This is a genomic window from Conservatibacter flavescens (assembly GCF_002795425.1).
Lineage (GTDB): Bacteria > Pseudomonadota > Gammaproteobacteria > Enterobacterales > Pasteurellaceae > Conservatibacter > Conservatibacter flavescens.
The window spans coordinates 12,342-36,103 of the sequence record NZ_PHHA01000021.1 but is presented as its reverse complement, the minus strand read 5'-3'; the positions used below and the strand labels follow the sequence as shown (position 1 = coordinate 36,103).

The 23,762-nt window shown below is 38.3% G+C and carries 21 protein-coding genes; 5 read left to right on the top strand and 16 right to left on the bottom strand.

The window, feature by feature from the left end; all coding sequences use genetic code 11:
- Positions 1-34: 34 nt before the first annotated feature.
- The 10 genes from parE to pilM all read right to left on the bottom strand — a co-directional run bounded on the left by parE (position 35) and on the right by pilM (position 9,539).
- Entirely contained in the window at positions 35-1,921 is a 1,887-nt protein-coding gene (parE, locus tag CVP05_RS09360) for a DNA topoisomerase IV subunit B (protein ID WP_100289311.1), read from the bottom strand.
- 126 nt (positions 1,922-2,047) lie between these two features.
- Complete coding sequence (locus tag CVP05_RS09355) at positions 2,048-2,989, bottom strand: bile acid:sodium symporter family protein (protein ID WP_100289310.1); 942 nt, start codon at positions 2,987-2,989, stop codon at positions 2,048-2,050.
- 83 nt (positions 2,990-3,072) lie between these two features.
- On the bottom strand, positions 3,073-3,918 hold the full coding sequence (locus CVP05_RS09350; protein WP_100289309.1) for a Dam family site-specific DNA-(adenine-N6)-methyltransferase: 846 nt from the start codon (positions 3,916-3,918) through the stop codon (positions 3,073-3,075).
- A gap of 1 nt (position 3,919) precedes the next feature.
- Positions 3,920-5,008 carry a 3-dehydroquinate synthase gene (gene aroB / locus CVP05_RS09345; protein WP_100289308.1) on the bottom strand — a complete coding sequence of 363 codons (1,089 nt, stop codon included), beginning with the start codon at positions 5,006-5,008 and terminating at the stop codon, positions 3,920-3,922.
- An 18-nt stretch (positions 5,009-5,026) separates the two neighbouring features.
- Complete coding sequence (aroK, locus tag CVP05_RS09340) at positions 5,027-5,554, bottom strand: shikimate kinase AroK (RefSeq protein ID WP_100289307.1); 528 nt, start codon at positions 5,552-5,554, stop codon at positions 5,027-5,029.
- Positions 5,555-5,764: 210 nt separating this feature from the next.
- Positions 5,765-7,159 (bottom strand): type IV pilus secretin PilQ, encoded by a 1,395-nt coding sequence (locus CVP05_RS09335; RefSeq protein ID WP_100289306.1) that lies wholly within the window; start codon positions 7,157-7,159, stop codon positions 5,765-5,767.
- A gap of 8 nt (positions 7,160-7,167) precedes the next feature.
- Positions 7,168-7,554, bottom strand: a complete 387-nt coding sequence (locus CVP05_RS09330; RefSeq protein ID WP_100289305.1) for a hypothetical protein — start codon at positions 7,552-7,554, stop codon at positions 7,168-7,170.
- Between the two features lie 4 nt (positions 7,555-7,558).
- Positions 7,559-8,089, bottom strand: a complete 531-nt coding sequence (locus CVP05_RS09325) for a hypothetical protein (RefSeq protein ID WP_100289304.1) — start codon at positions 8,087-8,089, stop codon at positions 7,559-7,561.
- Positions 8,086-8,634: a hypothetical protein gene (locus CVP05_RS09320; RefSeq protein ID WP_100289303.1), complete on the bottom strand. Its 549-nt coding sequence runs from the start codon at positions 8,632-8,634 to the stop codon at positions 8,086-8,088. Before CVP05_RS09320 ends, CVP05_RS09325 begins: the two co-directional genes overlap by 4 nt.
- Positions 8,635-8,642: 8 nt before the next feature.
- On the bottom strand, positions 8,643-9,539 hold the full coding sequence (gene pilM, locus CVP05_RS09315) for a pilus assembly protein PilM (protein WP_100289302.1): 897 nt from the start codon (positions 9,537-9,539) through the stop codon (positions 8,643-8,645).
- 175 nt (positions 9,540-9,714) lie between these two features.
- Between pilM and CVP05_RS09310 the strand changes: the two genes are divergently transcribed.
- Positions 9,715-12,279 (top strand): penicillin-binding protein 1A, encoded by a 2,565-nt coding sequence (locus CVP05_RS09310; protein ID WP_100289301.1) that lies wholly within the window; start codon positions 9,715-9,717, stop codon positions 12,277-12,279.
- A 37-nt stretch (positions 12,280-12,316) separates the two neighbouring features.
- Here the strand turns inward: CVP05_RS09310 and CVP05_RS09305 are convergent, their stop codons facing one another.
- Positions 12,317-13,213 (bottom strand): DMT family transporter, encoded by an 897-nt coding sequence (locus tag CVP05_RS09305; protein ID WP_100289300.1) that lies wholly within the window; start codon positions 13,211-13,213, stop codon positions 12,317-12,319.
- Positions 13,214-13,248: 35 nt separating this feature from the next.
- Positions 13,249-14,433 (bottom strand): mannonate dehydratase, encoded by a 1,185-nt coding sequence (gene uxuA / locus CVP05_RS09300; protein WP_100289299.1) that lies wholly within the window; start codon positions 14,431-14,433, stop codon positions 13,249-13,251.
- A 226-nt stretch (positions 14,434-14,659) separates the two neighbouring features.
- Between uxuA and CVP05_RS09295 the strand changes: the two genes are divergently transcribed.
- From CVP05_RS09295 to CVP05_RS09280, 4 genes are read left to right on the top strand one after another with little or no spacing between them, the layout of a single operon-like run.
- Positions 14,660-15,679, top strand: a complete 1,020-nt coding sequence (locus CVP05_RS09295) for a zinc-binding dehydrogenase (protein WP_100289298.1) — start codon at positions 14,660-14,662, stop codon at positions 15,677-15,679.
- 25 nt (positions 15,680-15,704) lie between these two features.
- Positions 15,705-16,691 carry a TRAP transporter substrate-binding protein gene (locus tag CVP05_RS09290; RefSeq protein ID WP_100289297.1) on the top strand — a complete coding sequence of 329 codons (987 nt, stop codon included), beginning with the start codon at positions 15,705-15,707 and terminating at the stop codon, positions 16,689-16,691.
- Positions 16,692-16,745: 54 nt separating this feature from the next.
- Positions 16,746-17,222: a TRAP transporter small permease gene (locus CVP05_RS09285; protein WP_100289296.1), complete on the top strand. Its 477-nt coding sequence runs from the start codon at positions 16,746-16,748 to the stop codon at positions 17,220-17,222.
- A gap of 2 nt (positions 17,223-17,224) precedes the next feature.
- Complete coding sequence (locus tag CVP05_RS09280; RefSeq protein ID WP_100289295.1) at positions 17,225-18,496, top strand: TRAP transporter large permease; 1,272 nt, start codon at positions 17,225-17,227, stop codon at positions 18,494-18,496.
- 81 nt (positions 18,497-18,577) lie between these two features.
- Here CVP05_RS09280 and CVP05_RS09275 read toward each other — a convergent pair whose 3' ends face one another.
- The 4 genes from CVP05_RS09275 to CVP05_RS09260 are packed head-to-tail and all read right to left on the bottom strand — an operon-like array spanning position 18,578 to position 23,546.
- On the bottom strand, positions 18,578-19,333 hold the full coding sequence (locus CVP05_RS09275; RefSeq protein WP_100289294.1) for an FCD domain-containing protein: 756 nt from the start codon (positions 19,331-19,333) through the stop codon (positions 18,578-18,580).
- Between the two features lie 14 nt (positions 19,334-19,347).
- The gene (locus CVP05_RS09270) at positions 19,348-21,723 is read right to left on the bottom strand and encodes a glycoside hydrolase family 31 protein (RefSeq protein WP_100289293.1); all 2,376 of its coding nucleotides are present in this window, start codon (positions 21,721-21,723) and stop codon (positions 19,348-19,350) included.
- 19 nt (positions 21,724-21,742) lie between these two features.
- Positions 21,743-23,044: a TRAP transporter large permease gene (locus CVP05_RS09265; RefSeq protein ID WP_100289292.1), complete on the bottom strand. Its 1,302-nt coding sequence runs from the start codon at positions 23,042-23,044 to the stop codon at positions 21,743-21,745.
- 13 nt (positions 23,045-23,057) lie between these two features.
- Positions 23,058-23,546 carry a TRAP transporter small permease gene (locus CVP05_RS09260; RefSeq protein ID WP_100289291.1) on the bottom strand — a complete coding sequence of 163 codons (489 nt, stop codon included), beginning with the start codon at positions 23,544-23,546 and terminating at the stop codon, positions 23,058-23,060.
- Positions 23,547-23,762: the final 216 nt, after the last annotated feature.

Genomic DNA, 23,762 nt, shown 5'->3' with positions numbered 1-23,762 from the left:
TACGATAAACTCATCAAATGAATACATAACCAAACTAGACAGCAAGTTCCACTTGATCGCCTTTTTCTTGTAACCAACTTTTACGGTCTTCTGCGCGTTTTTTCGCTAACAGCATATCCATTAGCTCAACGGTTTCATCATCATTATCGTAACGTAATTGCACTAAACGACGGGTGTTAGGATCCATTGTTGTTTCGCGTAATTGCATAGGATTCATTTCACCTAACCCTTTAAAACGCTGTACGTTTGGCTTACCTTTCTTATTTTTTAAACGATCTAAAATCCCTTCTTTTTCGCTTTCATCAAGGGCATAAAAGACCTCTTTGCCTAAGTCGATACGATAAAGTGGAGGCATTGCAACAAAAACATGGCCTTCTTGTACTAATTTCGGGAAATGTCGTAAAAATAAGGCACACAGTAATGTTGCGATATGCAAGCCATCAGAATCGGCATCTGCAAGAATACACACTTTTCCATAACGGAGTTGGCTGAGATCATCATTATCTGGATCGATGCCTAAAGCAACCGCAATATTATGTACTTCTTCTGAACCCAACACTTGTTCGGAGGAGACTTCCCAAGTATTTAAAATTTTACCACGTAAAGGCAATATGGCTTGGTATTCACGGTCTCTTGCTTGTTTAGCGGAACCTCCTGCGGAGTCACCTTCGACTAAAAAGAGTTCTGTGCGATCTAAATCTTGTTGTGAACAATCCGCGAGTTTACCCGGTAAAGCGGGGCCACTTACCAATTTTTTGCGAACCACTTTTTTCGCCGCGCGTAAACGACGTTGTGCGGAGTTGATAGCCATGTCAGCTAATTGTTCAGCCACTTGCACATTTTGATTTAGCCATAGACTAAATGCATCTTTGACTACGCCTCCGACAAAAATGGCACTTTGACGAGAGGATAAGCGTTCTTTCGTTTGACCGGCAAATTGTGGATCTTGCATTTTAACGGATAATACATAGGCACAGCGTTCCCAAATATCATCGGCAGTGAGTTTAACTCCTCGAGGTAAAAGATTACGTAACTCACAAAATTCACGCATGGCATCTAATAACCCTTGTCGTAAGCCATTAACATGGGTTCCCCCTTGTGCGGTTGGAATGAGGTTAACGTAGCTTTCATTGACTAATTCACCGCCCTCCGGCAGCCATAATAATGCCCAATCCACAGCCTCTTTATCGCCTGCATGTTCTCCAATGAAAGGGGTTGCAGGGAGTGTCTCAAAACCGTTGACAGCTTCGGTTAAATAAGCACTTAATCCAGCTTCGTAAAGCCATTGATCTTCCCTTTGATTGACCTTGTCGATAAATTTAATTTCTAGGCCGGGACAAAGGACGGCTTTAGCACGCAGTAAATGACGTAAACGGCTGACTGAAAATTTAGCAGAATCGAAATATTTAGGATTCGGTTTGAAATAAACGGTTGTGCCAGTATTGCGACGGCCGCAAGTGCCAATGACTTCAAGCTCTTTTGTTTTTACGCCATTGGAAAATTCAATTTGATAAATTTGTCCATCGCGTTTAACGGTAACTCGCACCAAATCAGATAACGCATTGACAACGGAGATACCCACACCATGTAAGCCACCAGAAAATGTATAATTTTTATTTGAAAACTTACCACCTGCGTGGAGTTTACATAAAATGAGTTCTACCCCCGAAATGTTTTCTGTCGGATGAATATCAACGGGCATGCCTCGACCATTATCAATGACTTCTAGAGATTGATCTTCATGTAAAATGACTTCAATTTTGTTAGCATGGCCAGCTAATGCTTCATCAACGCTGTTATCAATGACTTCTTGGCCTAAATGGTTGGGACGAGAGGTGTCTGTATACATGCCCGGACGCAGTTGTACGGGTTCAAGGTCTTTTAGAACGGTGATATCTTGTGCTTGGTAATTAGTTGCCATATTGAATTAAAGGAGTTAAAGAGATTAAATGATAAAAATTGGCAGAATTGTAGCAAAAAATCGGGCTAATTTATAGAGGCGACAAAAGTCGCCCCAGTAGTTGAATTAATATGTATCAAAGTGCGGTTAATTTTGCGTATTTTTTTCTTTCATGTTGGAAAAAATATTTGCCAAAATTGGGCCTGATACGTTGTGCCAGAAGCTAAATAGCGCACTTGGTACAGCGGCGATTGGGTTAAAATGCGCGGCTGCAAGTGCTGCGCCTAACCCTGAATTTTGCATGCCGACCTCAATGGAAATGGCTTTACTGTCATAATTATTGAGTTTAAATAATCGAGCCATACCATAACCGATCAAATAACCTAAGCCATTATGTAGAACAACAACTGCAAAGATGAATAAGCCCGATTCAACAATACGTGTCTTACTCACAGCAACAACTGCAGCCAAAATTAAAGCAATACAAATTACGGATAATAGTGGCATGGTTTGACTGATTTCTGTAATTTTCTTCTTAAAAATAGTGCGGACAATTAATCCTAATAAAATTGGGAATAACACCATTTTTAGCACAGATATAAACATCGCAGAGGCATTAATATCTAACCATTGGCTCGCTAATACATAGAAAATGGCAGGCGTGAGAATCGGAGAGAGTAAGGTTGAAATAGTTGTACAGGCAACAGAAAGGGCGGTATTTCCTTTGGCGAGATAAGTCATTACATTTGATGATGTACCACCAGGGCATGATCCAACTAAAATAACACCAATAGCAAGTTCAGGCGGTAAGTTAAATCCTTTTGCTAGCGCATAAGCAATGGCAGGCATAATAATAAATTGTCCTGCGACACCAATGAAAACGGCTTTAGGGTGTTTAGCGACTTCCCCAAAATCGCTAAAAGTCAGCGTAATGCCCATACCGAACATAACGATGCCTAATAAATAGGGAATATAAGGTGCGAAAACCTTAAATGTTTCCGGAAAGAAAAACGCTAATACGGCAAAAATAAGTGCCCAAAGCGCGAAAGTTTTACTCACAAACTGAGTGAGTTTCAATAATGCTTGCATAATAGTTCCTTGTTTTTTCTTCAATGACTTTATAAAGATTGGCTAAAATAGCACAATTTTTTGGGAGGTCAATATGTTAATCTCTATTTAAAGATGGCAATAAGCTCATTTACCTTAATACGTTTCTCGGCGGAATGGCTGATTGAGCGTTGCACTAACACTTTTTTGATTTTAGCATTTTGATAGATTTCACGGGTAAACGGTGTGTCATGGTTCGAAATAATGACAGGAATCGCATGTTGTTCAGCCGTTTGTTTTGCGAGATCCGCGAGTTCTTTTTGATGAGACAAATTAAAGTTATTGCTAGAGTATTGAGTAAAATTTGTAATTTGGTGAATGGGTGCGTAAGGGGGATCGCAGTAAATCACTGAATCCTGATTAGCTAATTCAAAGGTTTTACGAAAATCTTGGCAAATAAACACCGCACTTTGCGCTTTTTCTGCAAAGTAGCGTAATTCATTTTCGGGAAAATAATGGGTTTTATAAGCACCAAATGGCACATTGAATTCGTTCTTAGCATTGTATCGACATAATCCATTAAACCCAAAGCGATTTAAGTAAAGAAAGAGTAGAGAGCGTAAGTAAGGATCTGCTGATTGATTGAATTCTAGTCGCCTCGCGTAATAATATTGTGCGGTATTAGCTTCCGGATGAAAAAAAATAGGGCGACATTGCGCGATGTAGCTTTCTACATCGTGTTTTACGATATTAAAGAGATGGATTAAATCAGGATTAACATCTGCAAGAATATATCGTTTAAATTGACTGTTAAGAAACACTGAACCAGCACCGACAAAGGGTTCAATTAAACAGGATTTTCGTTTAGGTAATACCTTGCCTATTTGTTCTGTTAGACGATATTTTCCCCCCGCCCATTTTAGGAATGAGCGGTATTTTAGTGGAGATGTGGATGCTGAATGGGTGGACATGCTAATGCGTTTGTGTACAACAACGAATGGCGTTTAAGACTAAGTCTCTATCAGCATCTTTGGCAACATAAGCTTGTCCGAGTTGTTTGAGTAAGACTAAGCGTAATTTGCCCGCAATGACTTTTTTATCACGCATCATATATGGCAAATACTCTTCGGGCTGCATACCATCAGGAGAAACTGTAGGTAGATTGGCACGAGCTAATAATTTTTCTATGCGTGCAACATCTTGTGGCGCGAGGTGGCCTAATTTTTCAGAGAATACTGCAGCCATCATCATTCCTACAGAGACAGCTTCACCATGTAACCAATTACCATAACCGAGATGGGCTTCAATCGCGTGACCAAAAGTATGGCCTAAGTTGAGTAAAGCGCGATCTCCTTTTTCTGTTTCATCACGGGCAACGATATCCGCTTTAATTTGACAGCAACGAGCAATGCAATATTGTAGCGCGTCAGTTTGTAGCGTCACCAGTTTGTCAATATGTTCTTCTAGCCAATTAAAAAACGGTAAATCCAATATCGCACCATATTTAATGACTTCGGCTAACCCTGCATTGACTTCACGTTTAGGCAAGGTATGAAGAGTTTGAGTATCAATAATAACCGCGATAGGTTGGTAAAATGCACCTATCATGTTTTTGCCTAATTCATGATTAACCGCAGTTTTCCCTCCGACAGAGGAGTCGACTTGTGCTAATAACGTTGTTGGGATTTGAATAAATGGAATACCACGTTGGTAACTCGCAGCGGCATAACCTGCTACATCACCGATAACGCCACCACCCAATGCAATTAGGGTGGTATCACGGCCATGATTGCCTTTTAACAGGGCAGTAAAAATTAAATTGAGAGAGTCTAAATTTTTATGCTGTTCACCATCAGGTAATAATACATGTTCCACCACACACCCTATTTTTTCAAGGGTGTGGGTGAGGGTTTCTAGATAATATTGTGCGATAGTTGGATTGCTGACAATCATCACTTTTTGCCCAGCATTAAGTGGGTATAGTTCTGGGTTGGTGAGCGTATTCTCTCCGATATAAATTGGATAGCGACGATCGTTTAGTTCAACATTAACACACAACATAATATAGGATTCCTTTTTTTAGCCGTTGATGTTTTCAATCATATCCACAATCTGATTTGCCATAAGTTTTGCACTTTGTTCATCAGTAGGTAAGGTAATATCCGCGATTTCTTCGTAAAGTGGATTGCGAATTTTTGCGAGTTCTTCTAACACCGCTCGTGGATCATCGGTGTTTTGTAATAATGGACGTTTTTTATCACGTTGAGTGCGTTGATATTGCTTATCTACAGTGGTTTGTAAATAAATAACAATACCTCGTGCAGAAAGGTGATTACGCGTTTCTTTTGATAATACTGCGCCACCACCTGTTGATAGCACGATACCTTGTTGCTGTGTTAATTCATTAATGATACGTTCTTCACGTTTACGAAATCCGTCTTCGCCCTCAATGTCGAAAATCCAGCTGATATCCGCCCCAGCGCGTTGTTCAATTTCTTGGTCTGAATCGATGAAATCCATGTTAAGCTGTTGAGCGAGTTGGCGTCCAATGGTGCTTTTTCCCGCTCCCATTGGGCCGATTAAGAAAATATTACGTTTTTCTGCCATTTTTTATCGTCTTTAATTTAAATTATCAAATTATCATAATTGATCTTCTGGGTAGCCAAAAGGGCGCTACATAAAATAACCAAAAAGATCCGCCAAACCTCGAATTTTAAGAAATTTTGAGATAACGGTTATTATCTCAATAAATCCCATCAATTTTCAACCTTAGTTGACGGATTTCTGTGAATAATTTTCTCTTATAGAAAAGAGCGGTTATTTTTTCGTTTTTTTATTGTTTTTTTCTTGTTGTAATTGGGTTAATGTTTGACCTCTTTTTAAAATATGTGGTGTCACAAAAATCACGAGTTCGCGTTTTTGATATTTCTCAGTTTCTTTCGAAAACAATCGTTTTACCACAGGAATATCGCCTAGTAGTGGCACTTTATCTACCCCTTTGATCAGGGTATCGTGAAAGACTCCACCAAGCACAATAGTTTCACCATCACGTGCAAACACTTGCGTGTTGATTTCTTGTTTATCAATGGTAGTCATCTCACCGACACCGGAAATAATATTGTTGCCAGGTGAGTTTTGACTTACAACAAGATCTAATAAAATCGAGTTATCTCGGGAAATATGTGGTGTCACTTCTAGTCCTAAGACTGCTTCACGAAATTCAATCGATTGGGTATCTCGGGTGGTATTTGTAATAACATAAGGAATCTCCGTCCCTTGTTTAATGCTTGCACTTTTTTTGTTCGTTGTGAGTAAGCGAGGGCTGGCGATGATTTTGACATTATTCTCCCGTTCTAAGGCGGTTAATTCGAGATCTAATAATCGCCCGTTAATTTTGGCTATTTGTACTGCAACGGAACCGGCCGGAGAGTTGCTCGTGGCAAAGTTAACATTGAGTTGTTCGGTGAGATTTTGAAATTGATTCGCTGCTAGACTACCGGTGACTTTATGTGCGGTATCGGTAGGGTTAAAAATGCCCCAACGAACCCCTAATTCTTTTAAGCTATCATCACTAATGGTGACAATTCGTGCTTCAATGGCAATTTGTTCGATGGGTTTATCCATTTCGGCAATGAGTTTTTTGATATTTTGAATAGAATGTTTATTGTCTTGGATAAGCAATAAATTACTGCGATCATCAAAGGCAATACTGCCATTAGCAGAAAGCAAAGAGCCGTTGCCTGTGGTGAGGGATTTCATCACTTCAGAAGCCTTGGCGAAATGTAGCTTAATAGAGGTCGTAATGAGTGAGGGTTCGTTTATTGTGGGCGTAGAAGCGGGAATGGAAAAGTCAGGCATGATCGTAGCATGGGAGGCATGATTATCCATTGGTGAGGCAAATTTCGCTTCTTGAGATAAGGGGCTAAGGTAATACACGTTATTTTCTTGCCACAAATCAAATTTTTTAAGACGTGCCATAGCACGCAATAGATGATCGAAATCAGTATTATCTAATTGCAGTGAGACAGTGCCGCTTAGTTCATCATCAATAATTAAGTTTGTGCGATGCGCTAAGGCGAGTTGTTGTAATACAGGAACAAGGGGCGCTTGTTTTAAGCGAATGGAGAATACCTGATTTTCAGCAGTGACTGTACAGGAAAAAATGAGAAAAAATAGACCGCACTTTAGGCGTGAAAATAAACGTGATGACATAATTTCTCCTAGAATTTCATGGTAAATGTGGTCGGTGTCGTGCAATTTTTACTTTGGCGCCAGTCGAAAAAATGGATACGATTTTGTTCTATTTTATGTATTTGAAAGCCTTCTTTGGCGATAAATTCTTGAGGTGCCGCGCTAAATAGTTGCTGTTTTTCATCAAGAAAAAAGAGTGTTTGTGAATGGTTATTAAGCACAATTCCAATGAGGGTAAGTTGTGCAAAATGACTATTTTCTGCTAAAGCGGGGCTTTTGGCGCAAGAGATTTCTTGTGTCGCCGTTGTGGTTTGAGAGGATATGGGGTGTTGTTTATTAAACGGATCTTGTCTTGTCGTGGTGGCTTGGGCAAAACTACTGACAATGAGTAGAAACAGTAAAAATAGGTGTGGCATGAGATTACTCCATAGAATTCAGTTGTAAATAAATTTCACTTTGGATAGATCGTTGTTCAGATATGTCGATTTGCTTAATCGACAGGGATAAAAGCTGCAGTGGTGAAGAATCAAAAAGTGCGGTCAAAAATTGCTGTAAATTTAAAAAATGCCCTTCAATTTGCAAAGAAAAAATTGGATTAGCAGAAAATAACCATTGCGATGAAATAAGTTGTAAATTGGTTTCTGCTAGACTATGTTGAATATGTTGGTTAATAGGAGATAGCCGAGCTGTTTGTTGAGCATTAAGGGTGTGAAGTTGCTTTTGTTTGAGGCTAGTTAGCAATTTTTGCTGATGAGCAAGTTCAGCTTGTTTTTCTGTGAGTTGAACCGATTGTTGTACAACTTTTTGTTGAGTGGAAAACCATTGCCAAACAGGGAAGTAATTGCATAAGAAAAAGCATGTGATGAATAAACTTATATGTTTACGTTTAGACTGAGCTAACCAATGCCCAAAAGCATTATGTGGATCGTTAAAGTAATTTAGCTGCTTCATGGCGTATCCTCTAGTAATGTTAACTGAAATTGAAAATGTAATTGTTGGTGTTGTTGGGGTTCTAAATGTAATAGTTGTACCTGTGTAATCCAGTCTTGTTCATTGAAAAATGCGTGTAATTGCTCAAATTCATGACTGTTACCAGCCATACCTTGTAAAATAACGCTCGGAGAAGATTGAGGCGGTTGTCGCAGTTCTAGCCCGTATAGTTCACCTAGCATGAGAGGGAGTTGGGTTAACATATTGAGTAACTGCGCCACTCTCGTGGTTGCAATAGCCTGTGAGGGTTCTGTCGCGGTATTTTGATTGTTTTGTCGATGAGTTATATCATTTTGCGTTTGAGTCAATTGCTGTTGTACTTGTTGTAAAGTGCTAAATTGTTGTTGATATGTTTGGTTTAGTTGTTGGGTGAAATAGGAAAAACATAACCAACAGCCTAAACAAGTTAGGCTGAAGAAAATCAGCGTGAATAATAGAATACGGCATCGCTGCAAATGCGCATTTAAACGCCAAGGGAGTAAATTAATGGTGCGTTTCGTGTACATGTTTTAGCTCAATCCATTTCATATTGGTAAGGAATTTGTTTGTGGCTTGTTCGTTGTTTTTCAGCCTCTTCCCTAGCAGCTTGTTGTGCAGCCTTGTTATCTCTTCCCCACAACGCACAACCCAGCGCCATAACGGGAAATATGGTTTTTAATTCTTCAAAATATTCAGGCAATTCTTCTGATTCCGATAGATTGCGATAGATAATGCAGCGATCAGGCTCATAGATATAACGTTGCCGAAATTTTGCAAGTAGGATATTTAGGTTGGAGCTTTCTTGTTGCACGATACGAAGTTCATGGGGATAGTTTTGAAATGCAAGACAAGCGTTATCATCTTGATAAACCCACAGAATTTCGGGATCGCTTTGTAATTCTGGACGTAGATAATAAAATGCTCGCAAGATAGCATGGGCGGCATGATCTAATACAGAAATGTCAATACCAGGAAAAAGCGCCATATGGGCTTGAGCTGAATCTTTGGTCAGGGCAAAAATTGTTAGATTCGTGGAGGTACTGGCTTGTGTAGGGTGACTAATTGGTGTGTAGCAGTAATCATACCAAACTTGTTCTAAGGGCATCGGGAGTTCATGATGTAGAGTGTATCGGCATTGTTGCTCACACTCTTGATCGGTTAATAAGTGAGGAATGATCAAGGTTTTTGACCAAATGCGATGGGGCAAAATGGCGGTAATAAATTGGAAGTGATATTGAATTTCCTGATCATCAATGGTTTTTTGTTCTAATCGGTGATGGATAAAAGCATGATAGTCACTTAATTGAGCTGGTACAATTTGACACATTTGGATCGTTTCATGCTGATCAAACCAAACGAATTCGACAGTATCTCCATTTAGCCAAATGCCAATAGGGAGAGTATGAGGTTTATTGCGACTAGGAATAAGCATAGAATCTCTCTTTTAGTTGTTGAAATAGATTTTTCTTAAACTTTAGCTTTTGATTTATTCTCTTAGTCTTTATACTAGGAGAGGTATGAAAGCTAACCGTTATTATCTTTACGTAAAAGAGCGGTGAAGTTAATTAGTTTTTTATTTTATGCTTTAGTTAAGAGTGAATTTCACGATGAAGATCGCAAAATTAATATTTAGTTCGCTATTAACACTCATTATTTTGGGTGGGATTGCTGTGGGTGTGCTGTATATGCACATAAAATCTGATTTACCTGATGTAGAATCGCTAAAAACGGTTGAATTACAGCAACCAATGCAAATTTTTACTGCCGATGGGAAGTTAATCGGTGAAGTCGGGGAACAACGCCGTATTCCAGTGAAATTAGCAGATGTCCCACAAGGCTTAATTGATGCGGTGATTGCGACTGAGGATAGTCGTTTTTATGATCATCATGGCTTAGATCCTATCGGGATTGCGCGAGCATTGAAAGTGGCATTAGGTAATGGCGGAGCTTCGCAAGGTGCTAGTACAATTACCCAACAACTTGCACGTAATTTTTTCTTAACACCAGAGAAAACCTTAACTCGTAAGCTTAAAGAAGCGGTGTTAGCAGTAGAAATTGAGAATGCTTTAAGTAAAAATGAAATTTTAGAATTGTATTTAAATAAAATTTATCTTGGCTACCGTTCCTATGGTGTGGCAGCGGCGGCAAAAACATATTTTGGTAAGAACCTAAATGACTTAACGTTATCTGAAATGGCAATGATTGCAGGATTGCCAAAAGCCCCCTCTACGATGAATCCATTATATTCACTAAAACGGGCAGAAGAACGCCGTAATGTCGTATTAGGGCGCATGTTAAGTGAGAATAAAATCACCAAAGCACAGTATGATGAAGCTATTAAAGAACCTATAGTCGCCTCCTATCATGGCGCACAACTTGAGTTTAGAGCGGAATATGTGACTGAGATGGTTCGTCAGGAAATGGTGAAGCGCTATGGTGAAGAAGAAGCTTATACTAAGGGCTATCAAGTTTATACGACGGTTTTATCAAAAGATCAGGAAGAAGCGCAGCGAGCGGTGCGTAATAATTTAATTAACTATGATATGCGACATGGCTATCGTGGAGGAGCGCCATTGTGGAAAAATGGTGAGGAAGCTTGGGAGCAAGATCGTATTATTGGTTTTTTGAAAAAATTACCTAATTCAGATCCATTGATTCCTGCCGCTGTACTTTCTGTGGCGAAAGGGAGCGCAGAAATCTTGTTAACCTCTGGCGATAAAATGACGTTAACTGCCAGTGCTATGCGTTGGACCGGGCGTTCAAACCCAGTCAAAGTGGGTGAACAAATTTGGATTAGAAAGCGCGATAATGGTGAATGGATCTTGGGGCAAATTCCAGCAGTGAATTCAGCCTTAGTGTCTTTAAATAGTGATAATGGGGCGATTGAAGCCATTGTGGGGGGATTTAGCTTTGAACAAAGTAAATTTAACCGCGCGACACAATCTTTAGTTCAGGTAGGATCGTCGATTAAACCATTTATTTATGCAGCCGCCCTTGAGAAAGGATTGACATTATCGACTATTTTACAAGATACACCTATTGTTATTCGTAAACCGGGACAAGCGGAATGGAAACCTAAAAACTCTCCAAATCGTTATGATGGGCCATTGCGTTTACGTGTAGGATTAGGATTATCTAAAAATATGATTGCAGTTCGCTCTTTGCAAATGGCTGGAATTGATTATGTAGCAGAGTATCTACAGCGTTTTGGATTTAAGCGTGAGCAATATTTTGCCAGTGAAGCATTAGCGCTAGGCGCAGCTTCTTTTACTCCGTTAGAAATGGCACGGGCTTATGCAGTGTTTGATAATGGTGGTTTTTTAATCGATCCTTATTTGATTGAAAAAATTGTAGATAATACAGGCAAAGAGATCTTTATTGCTAACCCTAAAATTGCTTGTATTACTTGTTATGATATTCCAACTATTTATGGCGAGACAGAAAAATCAGATGAATTAAGTGTTGAAAAACAAAATGAACGTTCTTTAGCTGAAGGTAATGTCAAAATTGATGAAATGGCAGAAGATGAACAAGAAGCTGTACCAGAATTGCCAGAGTTAGAGCAGCAGGGTGGTCAATTAGATGAAAGTGCGGTGAATTATATGGCAGAATCGAAAACAACGACACAAGAAATTCGTTATGCCCCGCGTGTTATTAGTGCAGAATTAGCGTTTCTTGTGCGTGATGCGCTGACTTCGGCGATTTATGGTGAAAAAGGCCAAAGCTGGAAAGGAACAAGTTGGCGTATGGCTAACTCATTCAAACGTAGAGATATTGGTGGGAAAACAGGGACGACGAATAATTCTAAAGTTGCATGGTATGCCGGATTTGGTGCAAATTTAACAACGGCAGTTTATGTTGGTTTTGATGATAATAAACGTTCTTTAGGACGAGGAGAAGCCGGCGCTTCAACAGCAATGCCAGCGTGGATTGATTATATGAAAACCAGTTTGGAAGATATTCCTGAACGCCAATTAGCCGTGCCTCCAAATATTATAGAAAAACGCATTGATCCAAACTCTGGATTGCTTGCCAATGGTGGAGGGATTGTGGAATATTTTATCAAGGGAACGGAACCTAAACGAGCTTATGTGCCGGAGAGAGGTTATAAAATTCAAAGTCCATTACAACCTCTGAATGGAGGTGGTAATCAGATGGAAGAATTATTCTAGTTTGATGTGAAATAAGGGGCTTAAGAAATAAAGCCCTTTATTTTTTGCTCGAAATGGCTTTGCCCTTAAAGATATTTTGTAGGCGATAAACTAGAATTGCAGAAAGAATGAGGAAGCAACCTACTGCCTTCTGTAAAGTAATGAATTCATCAAGTAGCCATATACTCAGTATGAGCGTCCAAACAGGTTCAAGCATCATCATAATTGATGCCGTAGCAATCTGACTATGTTTTTGCCCAATAGTTTGTAGAAAATAGCGTAAGTTAGTCGCGATTAATGTACTTGCTAAAAGCCATGCCCAAGTTTCCGTAGAAATGCTAGATTGCCAAGTTTCAAATAAAAGAGAGTATCCCGTGCAACAGAACCCCACAATAGCAAATTGAATGGTAATGAGGGGCATATAAGGAATGTGTTTAGCAAATTGGTTATTTAAGACAAAATAGAGCGCGGCAGTAAGTGACGATAAAAGAAAAAGTAGGCTGCCAAAAGAAAAATTTAATGCGCCATGTGTAGTTCTCGCGGTGGCGAGTAAATATAAACCGAGAATCGCAATTGGCATGGAAAACCAAAAAACACGAGCGAGTGGGTGCTTAAATAGTATGAAAGAAAGTATGGGAGCAATAAGCATGGATAAGCTCATCAGAAATGCACCTTCGCCAAAACTATTGCTATAAGTAATGCCCATTACCCATAAAAATAGGTTGAAAACTAATGAAAAACCGACCGCACTTGCACGGAGAAATTGGGGGCGATTCAGTTGTTTTAGTTGTGGATAAGCAAAAGGAAGAAAGATGAGCGTGGCTAATAAAAATCGCATGCCCATAAAACCGGCTGACGGTAATTCTGTAATGGCATGTTTAGACATAAACCAACCGAAAGCTCCGATTAGTGTCACTAAGAATATGAATGTGGATCCTAAATATTTGTTAATCATCATCTATTAAAAGAGGGAGCGGCTGCTCCCCAGTATTATTTTTCAAAATACACTTTTTTCAATGCTAATTCCAACCCTCGAAATTCCGCCAAGCCTCTTAATCGCCCGATGGCGGAGTAGCCTGGATTGGTTTTTTTATGGAGATCATCAAGCATTTGATGCCCGTGATCTGGTCGCATAGGAATTAAACGTGTATCACCTTGTGCTTTACGACGGTATTCTTCGGTCAAAATAGATTTTGTTACCCCAAAAAGATTACCATCACCTTCTAAATGGTTTGCTTCATGAAAGCTTAACGGATTTTCTTCACGTTGTGTAGAACGTAAGTGAACAAAATAAATACGATCAGCAAATGTATCAGCCATTTTAACCAAATCATTATCAGCTCGCACGCCATAAGAACCCGTACAGAATGTAAAACCGTTGGCGGCAAGGGGTTGAGTGTCTACAAACCATTTCATGTCTTCAATGGTCGAAACAATACGCGGTAAGCCTAAAATCGGGCGTGGTGGATCATCAGGGTGAACAGCCATTTTAATGCCGACTTCTTGTGCAACAGGGATAATTTCATGTAAGAAATAAGCAAGATGAGTACGAAATTTATCCGCATCAATATCAGCATATCGATCTAACTGTGCTTGAAATTCTTCTAGTGTATAGCCTTCTTCCGCACCCGGTAAGCCAGCGATGATATTATTTGTTAGCAGCTTAATATCGGCTTCACTCATTTTTTCAAAATACGCTTTTGCTTGACGTTGTTCTTCTTCGCTGTAAGTCGCTTCAGCATTTGGACGTTTTAGAATATGTAATTCAAACGCAGCAAAAGCGATATGATCATAACGTAAAGCCTTTGAGCCGTCTGCCACTTCATAGGCTAAATCGGTACGTGTCCAATCCAATACTGGCATAAAGTTATAACAAACCGTATCGATACCACATTGAGCAAGATTGCGTAATGTTTGTTTATAGTTATCAATCCATTGTTGATAGTTACCCGTTTGGGTTTTGATTTCCTCATGAACAGGCACACTTTCTACCACCGACCAAACTAATCCAGCTTTTTCAATTATCTCTTTTCGTTTTTGAATTTCTTCAATAGACCAAATTTGTCCATTGGGAATATGGTGTAGTGCAGAGACTATGCCGGTTGCACCAGCTTGACGCACGTCTGAAAGGGATACGGGATCATTTGGTCCATACCAACGCCATGTTTGTTCCATTTTAATTTCTCCTTGATGATAAGTCAGTACTTAAATTTATATTCGTTCTATATCAATATTATCTATCATTGCCAGTTATATTGGAATGCCAAAATTGTAAAAATGTGCGTGAGATCTCAAAAATGAAAAATTGGTATACCAAAATTAATTTTACTTAGATAGAATGAAATTTAAATGTAGGTAGCCTATAGCATGTGAGTTTTTTCAATTTATTATGGGAGAAAACATGGTTAAATCTGTCTGTTTGAATAATGCGTTATTAGTTGATTTTAAAGAGGTTGATTATCCTAAAAAGGCGGATAATGAGGTCTTGATCAAAGTTGAAGCGATGGGCATTTGTGGTTCCGATATTGGTGCATACAGAGGAACCAATCCTTTGGTTACTTACCCCCGCATTTTAGGGCATGAGCTGGTTGGTACAGTATTAGAAACAGGAATTGGTATGCCTGATGGCATATCAGTTGGCGATAGGATAGTCGTAGAACCTTATGTTTATTGTGGCCATTGTTATCCTTGTTCTATTGGTCTAACCAATTGTTGTGAAAATTTAAAAGTATTGGGTGTACATATTGATGGTGGTATGCAAGAGGTGATTGCTCATCCAGCTCATTTGATTGTAAAAGCACCAAATAATTTACCTCCTGAACATTTAGTATTGGCTGAGCCTTTAACCATTTCTTTGCATGCTATTCATCGTACCAAAGTAAAAGCAGGGGAGTTTGTGACGGTTATTGGTGCTGGTGCTATTGGTTTGATGGCGGCTTTGGTTGCCCAATCTTATGGGGCAACTCCAATACTCATTGATATTTTAGATGACAGATTAGCCTATGCCCAATCTATCGGCATTACTCATGTAATCAATCCTCTAAAACAAGACGATATAGAAACCATTCGTCAGATTACGCAAGGAAAAATGTCTGAAGTCGTAATTGAAGCTTCAGGGGCAAATAGTGCGGTACAAAATACGCTGAAATATGTTTCTTTTGCTGGGCGTATTGCTTTAACGGGGTGGCCAAAAACTGAAACGCCATTACCAACCAATATAATTACGTTTAAAGAACTCGATATCTACGGGGCAAGAACAAGCAAGGGAGAGTTTGAGGAAGCCCTAATGCTGTTATCAACCGGAAAAATCAATCCCCATCATATAGTTAGTCAAGTCATTAAATTTGATGAACTACCTCAATTTATTCAAGCGCAATCTGAAAATCCGGAGAAGTTTTTAAAAATTAACGCTATCTTTTAATCTAACGTTCGAATAGGAGATGACTATGAAAACATTGAAATGTCTTGCAAAACTAGGGTTAATTACCAGTGTTGTATTTGGAAACGTAGCACTAGCAAAAACGGTGATTAAAGTTGGTCATTATAATGCAGATACTCACCCATCTAATATCGCATTACAAGAGTATTTTAAGAAAACTGTTGAAGAAAAAACAGCAGGGCGTTATGAGATCCGTATTTATCCTAATAATCAATTAGGAGGCGAAGATCAAATTGTCAATGGCTTACGGAATGGAACGATTGAAATGGGGATTACAGGATTATTACTGCAAAATGTAGATCCTGTGTTCGGCGTATGGGAATGGCCTTATTTATTTAAAGATAATCAAGAAGCTAAGAAAGTGCTTGAATCGCCTGTTGCCCAAGAAATTGGTGAGAAAATGCAAAACTATGGAATTAAGCTACTTGCTTATGGTATGAATGGTTTTCGTGTGATTTCGTCTAATAAAAAATTAGAGAAATTTGATGATTTTAAAGGTTTACGCTTACGTGTTCCTCTCAATTCTCTTTTCGTAGATTGGGCAAAAGCGATGAATATCAACCCACAAAGTATGCCATTAAGTGAGGTGTTCACCGCTTTAGAGCAAAAGGTAATTGATGGACAAGAAAATCCTTATGCCTTAATTAAGGATTCGGGTTTATATGAGGTGCAAAAATATATTATTGAAACGAATCATATGTTTTCTCCTGGCTTATTGCAGATTAGTTTAAAAACCTGGAATAAAATGTCAAAAGAAGACCAAGAGATTTTCTTAGAGGCAGCAAAACTTTACCAAGAAAAAGAATGGGAGTTAGCAATTCAAGCTGAGCAAGATGTTAAGAAATTCTTTGCTGAAAATGGTAAAGAAGTCATCATTCCAAATGAGCAATTCAAAGCAGATATGCTAAATGCCTCTCAAAAATTATATGACAGCTTTTATCAAAAATATGATTGGGCGAGTGCATTAATTGAACAAATTAACAACGCTAAATAGTGAGTTATTCATTTTACGCTACTTATTTAAGTGGCGTATGGCAAGGAGGAGTGGATGAAAATCGGTCATTATTTAGATAACACATTAAAAATACTTGCTATTTTGGCGTTAGTTTCAATGATTGGGCTCGTATTTTTTAATGCTTTATTACGTTACTTTTTTGATTCTGGAATCGCTTGGTCGGAAGAGTTTGCCCGCATATGTTTTGTTTATATGATATTTCTTGGCATTGTGCTTGTTGCAAAGGAAAAAGGGCATTTAACCGTTGATATTTTATTTACTGCGTTGCCAGCCAGAATGCAATTTATTTTCTTATTGATTGCTGATTTACTGATTTTAATTGCAATGGCATTTATTGCGATTGGGGCTTATCAGTTAGCTTTACTGACCTTTAGTCAAAAAATGCCAGCCACAGGTATTTCATCAGCGTTTTTATATATTGCAGCAATTATTTCGTCAGTATCTTATTTTAGTATTGTTCTCATCAATCTTATGAAACATATTCAATATGGCTTAGCCAAAGGAGAGTAAAAATGTTGTGGTTATTCTTAGGCAGTCTATTTTTTCTTCTTTTTTTAGGTGTTCCAGTTGCGTTATCAATGCTATTAAGTGCCAGTTTGATGTTATTTCAAATGGATATGTTTGATACACAGTTGATTACAGAAAATTTTGTGATGGGAACTAATAATTTCCCTCTGATGGCCATTCCCTTTTTTATGCTAACTGGCGAAATTATGAAGCATGGTGGCATATCTGAACGTATTATTAACTTCGCCATGAGTATGGTTGGACATATTAAAGGCGGGTTGGGCTATGTTGCGATTATTTCTGGATTAATTTTTGCAGGATTATCGGGATCTGCGGTTGCAGATACGGCGGCGTTAGGTGCCATTTTAATTCCAATGATGGTGGCGAGAAAATATGATGCAGCTCGATCCACTGGATTACTCTGTGCTGCCGGTATTATTTCTGTTGTCATTCCACCAAGTATTCCCATGATTGTTTATGGTATTACAGCGGGCACGTCTATTACGAAATTATTTATGGGAGGGGTAGTACCAGGTTTATTAATGGTAATTGGGCTATGGCTCGTTTGGAAGTTTCTTTACCGTAGTGAAAATCTTGCAGTAGAAGAAAAACGGACAGGAAAACAACGTTGGGTGGCCTTTAAACAAGCATTTTGGCCATTATTATTGCCAGTTATTATCATTGTTGGATTACGAGGTGGGATTTTTACGCCTACCGAAGCAGGCGTTGTTGCGGCTATTTATGCAGCGATTGTGAGTATTCTATATAGAAGCTTAACTTGGGATAAAGTTTTTGAAGTCTTTATTAGCACAATTAAAACCACTTCGATGGTAATGTTTGTTGCCGCAGCTGCCATGATTTCTGCTTTTGCAATTACCGTTGCCCAAATCCCAATGGAGTTAGTTGATGTCATTAAAGGTATAACAGATAGCCCATTAGTGCTTATGTTTATTTTGATGATTTTCTTCTTATTGGTTGGGTGTGTAATGGACTTAATTCCTGCCGTATTAATTTTCGTACCAGTATTATTGCCTATTTTAAGAGCCTATAACATCGATCTCGCTTATTTCGGGATTATGATGGTCATTAATTTATCTATAGGCTTAATTACCCCGCCAGTTGGTACAGTATTATATGTTGGCTCTGGCATTGCTAAATTAGGAATTGGCAAAATATCAAAAGGCATCTTACCATTTTTACTTGTTTATTTTGCTATTCTATTCTTAATGGTTTTATTCCCTGATATTGTGATTGTGCCGATGAACTGGCTATCTTAAGATAAGGAAGATGATGGATAATTATTTAAAATAAAAGAAACTGTCGCCTTAAAAACCATTAAGGCGACATATTTTTTTGAATTAAATACCTACAGTAATCGGATTGATACTGAATAAATACCCGTCGAAATCTGGGTCATTGACATCTGATAATTCAAACAATTTTTCTTTGACATTTTCTAAATGTTGCCACATGGCTTTTCGGGCTGAGGCAGGATCTTTGCGTTGAATTGCGCTGATAATATTTTCGTGATCTTGTAGCCATAAAAAACGATAACTTTGATCGGGAATATGTTGATGTAACCCTTTCCACATATCGCTGTTATTACGGTATAGCCACAGTTCCCTTTGCATTCTAATTAATACTTCATTTTGTGTGATTTCAGCGATCATACAATGAAAATCTTCATCAGCAACATAATCTTCTTTGCCATCAGCTAGGGTTTCTTTCTCTCGATTTAAAATGTTTTTGAGCTTTTCCACATCTTTTTTGGTGGCTTGAATGGCAGCAAACTCAGCAATACTGCTTTCTAGTAACTGACGAGCTTGTAGCAATTCAAATGGACCAATATCAACAAAATCTTTTTTTTCATCATTTGCTGCACTATGAAGTGGCAAATTAATGACATAAACCCCCGAGCCTTTTCGAATATCAATTAAGTTTTCTAACTCCAACATAATTAACGCTTCACGGATTACTGTACGACTCACCCCTAATTCTTCAGCTAATTCACGTTCGGTTGGTAATTTATCACCTATCGCATAAGTTCCTTGTTCTAAGCGGGCTTTTAATAAAAGCCCTATTTTTTTATAAGAACGTAATTCATCATTCATCATTTCTCACCTTCCTATCAAATAATGAGATCTTGTAGTACTAATGTGTCAACGGTTTTGCCATTTACTATCAACTTTCTCTTCTCTGAGTGAGGTAAAACAAAAGAGAGTGTTTGATATTGAGGTATAAAGTCACCATGACGATTAATTGTTAGCTCAATTGTATAGCTTGTACATTTTAATTCAATATTTAACAAGAGGTGATGATTATTTTGATAATCGAAACTCACACCATCATCATCAAACAAGGTGATATGGCTAACGCCTTGATTGATAAACGGTAGGATAAATAATTCCCGGTGATTATCAGTTAGTGTGTTTTTATGCCCAAGCCCTGCCAATGGTAAGATTGTTCCTGCTTTAACAAAAAGTGGAATACGTTCAAGTGGTGCATCAACTTGAACATCTTGTTTACCTTTAAACCATTGATGAGTATAAAAATCATACCAACCTACTTGGTTATCTGGTAGGTAAACATTGCGTTTACGCTGTCCTTCTTCCACAACGGAAGCGACTAACAGATCTTGTCCGAAGAGATAATCATCTGTTTCTTCAAATGTTCGCAAATCCTGTGGATGATCGAGGAAGGTTGGACGTAACATTGGTTCATTTTCAGTATGCGCTTTCCATAATAGATTATAAATATATGGCATTAAGCGGTAGCGTAGCTGAATTGTGCTACGGATAATGTCAGTTACTTGTGGATACATCCAAGGTTCATTGACAGTTTTATCATCATTCCAAGAATGGATTGTGAAACGTGGATGCATTACACCGTTTTGAACCCAGCGAACAAATAATTCAGGATCTGGTTTATTGCCAGAGAAACCGCCTACATCGTGTCCGATATTATATAGACCCGACAAGCTCATTCCTAAGCCCATACGAATATTGTAACGTAAGGTATTCCAGTTTGTACGGTTATCACCAGACCAAGTTTGCACGTAGCGGTTCATTCCTGGTGAGCCGGAACGGGAAATTAAATAAGGACGTAAGTTTGGTGCATATTCTTTTTGTGCCTCATAAGACGCCTTCATCATTAACAATGGCTGTAATGGGCGAATAAGTTTAATCGGCAAGCCTTGACCGAAGAAGTGGCATTTGGCGTGATTATCCCATACTTCAAATTCGTTATTATCGTTCCAAGTTGAATCAATACCATATTCAAGCAATTGTTGTTTGACATTGGTTTTCCACCAGTCGATTGTATTTGGGTTAGTAAAATCTAAATGTGAACCTTCGTCGTCCCAGAATACAGAAATTTCAGGATTATCAGATTGAGAATCTTTGATAAATAATCCTTGTTTTGCTACTTCTTGATATTTTGGATGATCGTGTAATAAGCAAGGTTTGATGTTTGCAGCTAATTTCATTCCAGCTTGATGAAAATGTGCTGTTATCTCTTTTGGGGTCGGAACTTTGTCATAGTTCCAATTAAAGACATAACGTTTTGCCCCGATTGAAGTATAGCCTGAAGATAATTGGAATGAGTCGCACGGAATATCATATTGTTCACAGAGATCCACAAATTTCTTCAACTGCTGCTGTGCATCTGGAGCATCGGTATAACTCATTGTTGAACCGCTATAACCCAAGCTCCATTTTGGACCAAATATCGTACCACCAGTAAGTTGAGTATATTTTTTGGTAACATCTAAAATTTGAGGGCCGAGGATCATATAATAATCCAAGTCGCCATCTTCCGCTTGATAGCTACGATAATAGGCGTGGTAATTATCAATTTCACTACCTAAACGGAACCAGCAAGATGCGAGGTTATCGTAATATAACCCATAGCTGACATCTTCTGTATGAGTAATATAAAATGGAATATGTTTATACAGAGGATCAGTAAATTCGGCATTGTAACCCATTGCATCTAAGTTACGCATTTCAAAACGTCTGCCTTTGCGGTTCAGATCACCAGCTTTTTCACCTAAGCCATAGTAATTATCTGTAACACTGCGTTGTACGAAATGCGATACTTGATTATTGGATATCCCTAAGAGATAGGCCCCTGTTTTGCGATCTTGTGAAAAAGTTTTCCAATTTTGACCGCACTTATATTGCCATTCCAGCCATAAAGGCTGATGAACAATGAGTTTTAAGTGATCAGTTGTAATTTCTACTTCGCCGTTTTTCTCACAAACCTCATAAGTTGGCAAAGAATAACCATCTAAGCACCAGCGATCTCGTCCTTGCCATTGCACATCAGGTTGATTTGGGGTAATAGCCCAAGTCTGTGGTACACGAAATGTATCATTTTGGGTAAATGCCACACGGAAAATATCTTGCTCTAAGACAAAAATATGCAATTTCCACTGATGTTCACATTGAATATCAATACGGTTGTTTTCATTTTTCAGTAAGGTTACTTGTTTTAATGTTTTCATTTTTTACCTCATTCCGAGCCTAATAACCTAGTAATAGTTGTGGTAAGAATAGACTTAATTGCGGTACAAAAGTAACTAACAATAAAGTAGCAATTAAGACAGCGTAGAAAGGCAGTAACGGCTTAATCACTTGATCAATTTTTACACCAGCAACAGAGCAACCAACAAATAAGGTACTGCCGACAGGTGGTGTACAGATACCAATAGATAAATTAAATGTCATTAAGATACCAAAATGAACAGGATCTACCCCTAATTCAGTTGCAATTGGTAAAAATATCGGTGTGAAGATTAATAGTGCAGGGGTCATATCCATAAATGTACCGATAATCAACAGAATTAAGTTAATGATAAGTAAGAGTACAATTGGATTTTCTGATACAGTTAATAATGCGTCGCTAATAAGGTAAGGAATATCCGCATTTGCCATTGCCCAAGACATCCCCATTGATGTTCCGATTAGTAGGAGAATAATGGATGTCGTAACAGAGGCATCTAAAATAATTCTTGGTAACTCTTTTAATGAGATTTCTTTATAAATAAACATTGCAAGAATGAGAGTATAGACAACCGCAATGGCTGAGGCTTCTGTTGCAGTAAAAATACCTGCAATAATTCCCCCAATAATAACAACGATAAGTCCTAAACTAGGTAAGGCATCAAATGTCTTTTTAAGCACCTCTTTTGATGTAGGTTTTGCTGATACTGGATAACCTTTTTTACGGGCAATAAAGTATGCGACGACCATAATACCTAAGCCCATTAAAATACCAGGAATATAACCTGCGAGAAATAACGCACCGATTGATGTTCCGCCAGAGATTAAGGAATATACAATAAAGGTATTACTTGGTGGAATAAGCAAACCAGTTGGAGAAGAAGTAATATTTACAGCAGCAGAAAATGCGGGATCATACCCTTCTTTTTTCTGTAATGGTGCCATTGTACCGCCCACAGCCGCCGCTGCTGCGACCGCAGAACCAGAAATAGAGCCAAACATCATATTGGCAAGTACATTAACGTGAGCAAGAGAACCTGGTAAACGCCCACCTAATACTTTAGCAAATTCAATTAAGCGTAAAGCAATACCGCCACGGTTCATAATATTACCTGCAAGAATAAAGAACGGAATTGCAAGTAAAGAAAAACTATCTAAACCTGTTGCCATTTTTTGAGCAATTACTTGAATTGCAGCATCAACTGGCAAGGAAAGCATAATCGTAAGTAGTGATGAAATACCGATAGCAAAAGAAATTGGTGTACCAATTGCAAGTAGGATGAAAAAACTACCGGCTAGAACAAGAATTGATGACCATTCCATATCCATTTCCTTATTAATGAGAAGTTAATTGACGATATTCTTCGGCAAGATCACGTAATAAGAATATCAACATAAAGAAGCCACTGACGGGAATTGCTGCATAAACGAGCCCCATTTGAATGCCTAGAACGGGTGAAGTTTGTCCAGCGTTGAGTGTGTCTAATACTAAGCGGCTGCCACCATAACACATCACAACCATAATAAAGAGTAGGCTAATACCACTGATAATTAATTTGACGGTATTATGTTTCTTAGGCTGTGTTTCCAGTTTGGTTAAGAGAAGATCAATCGCTAGATGTTTTTTCTGACCTAAGCCGTAAGCGGCACCGATAAGTCCTACCCAAATAAATAAAAATCGGGAGAGCTCTTCTGTAATCGTACTTGGATCGTTAAGAACATAACGAGAAAAGACTTGCCATACTACACTAATAACAAGACCAATACAGATGAAAATACACAGTGTAGAAAGTATTTTATCCAATAATGATATAAAACGATTCATACAGTTTCCTTTTGATTGAGTGATGATAGTTTAAGTTTTATTAGATAACTCTAAATTGGTGAACCAAATATACTTTAAAAACTATTTATATGCTGTTTTTTTTATTTAATTTGTGATCATAATCACTTTTTTAATAAAATTGGTTGGAGTGGGTTGGTTAATTGGTTTAATATCTTTGTGTGCAAGAGGATGTCTTGTCGTAATTGTTGTAACTGT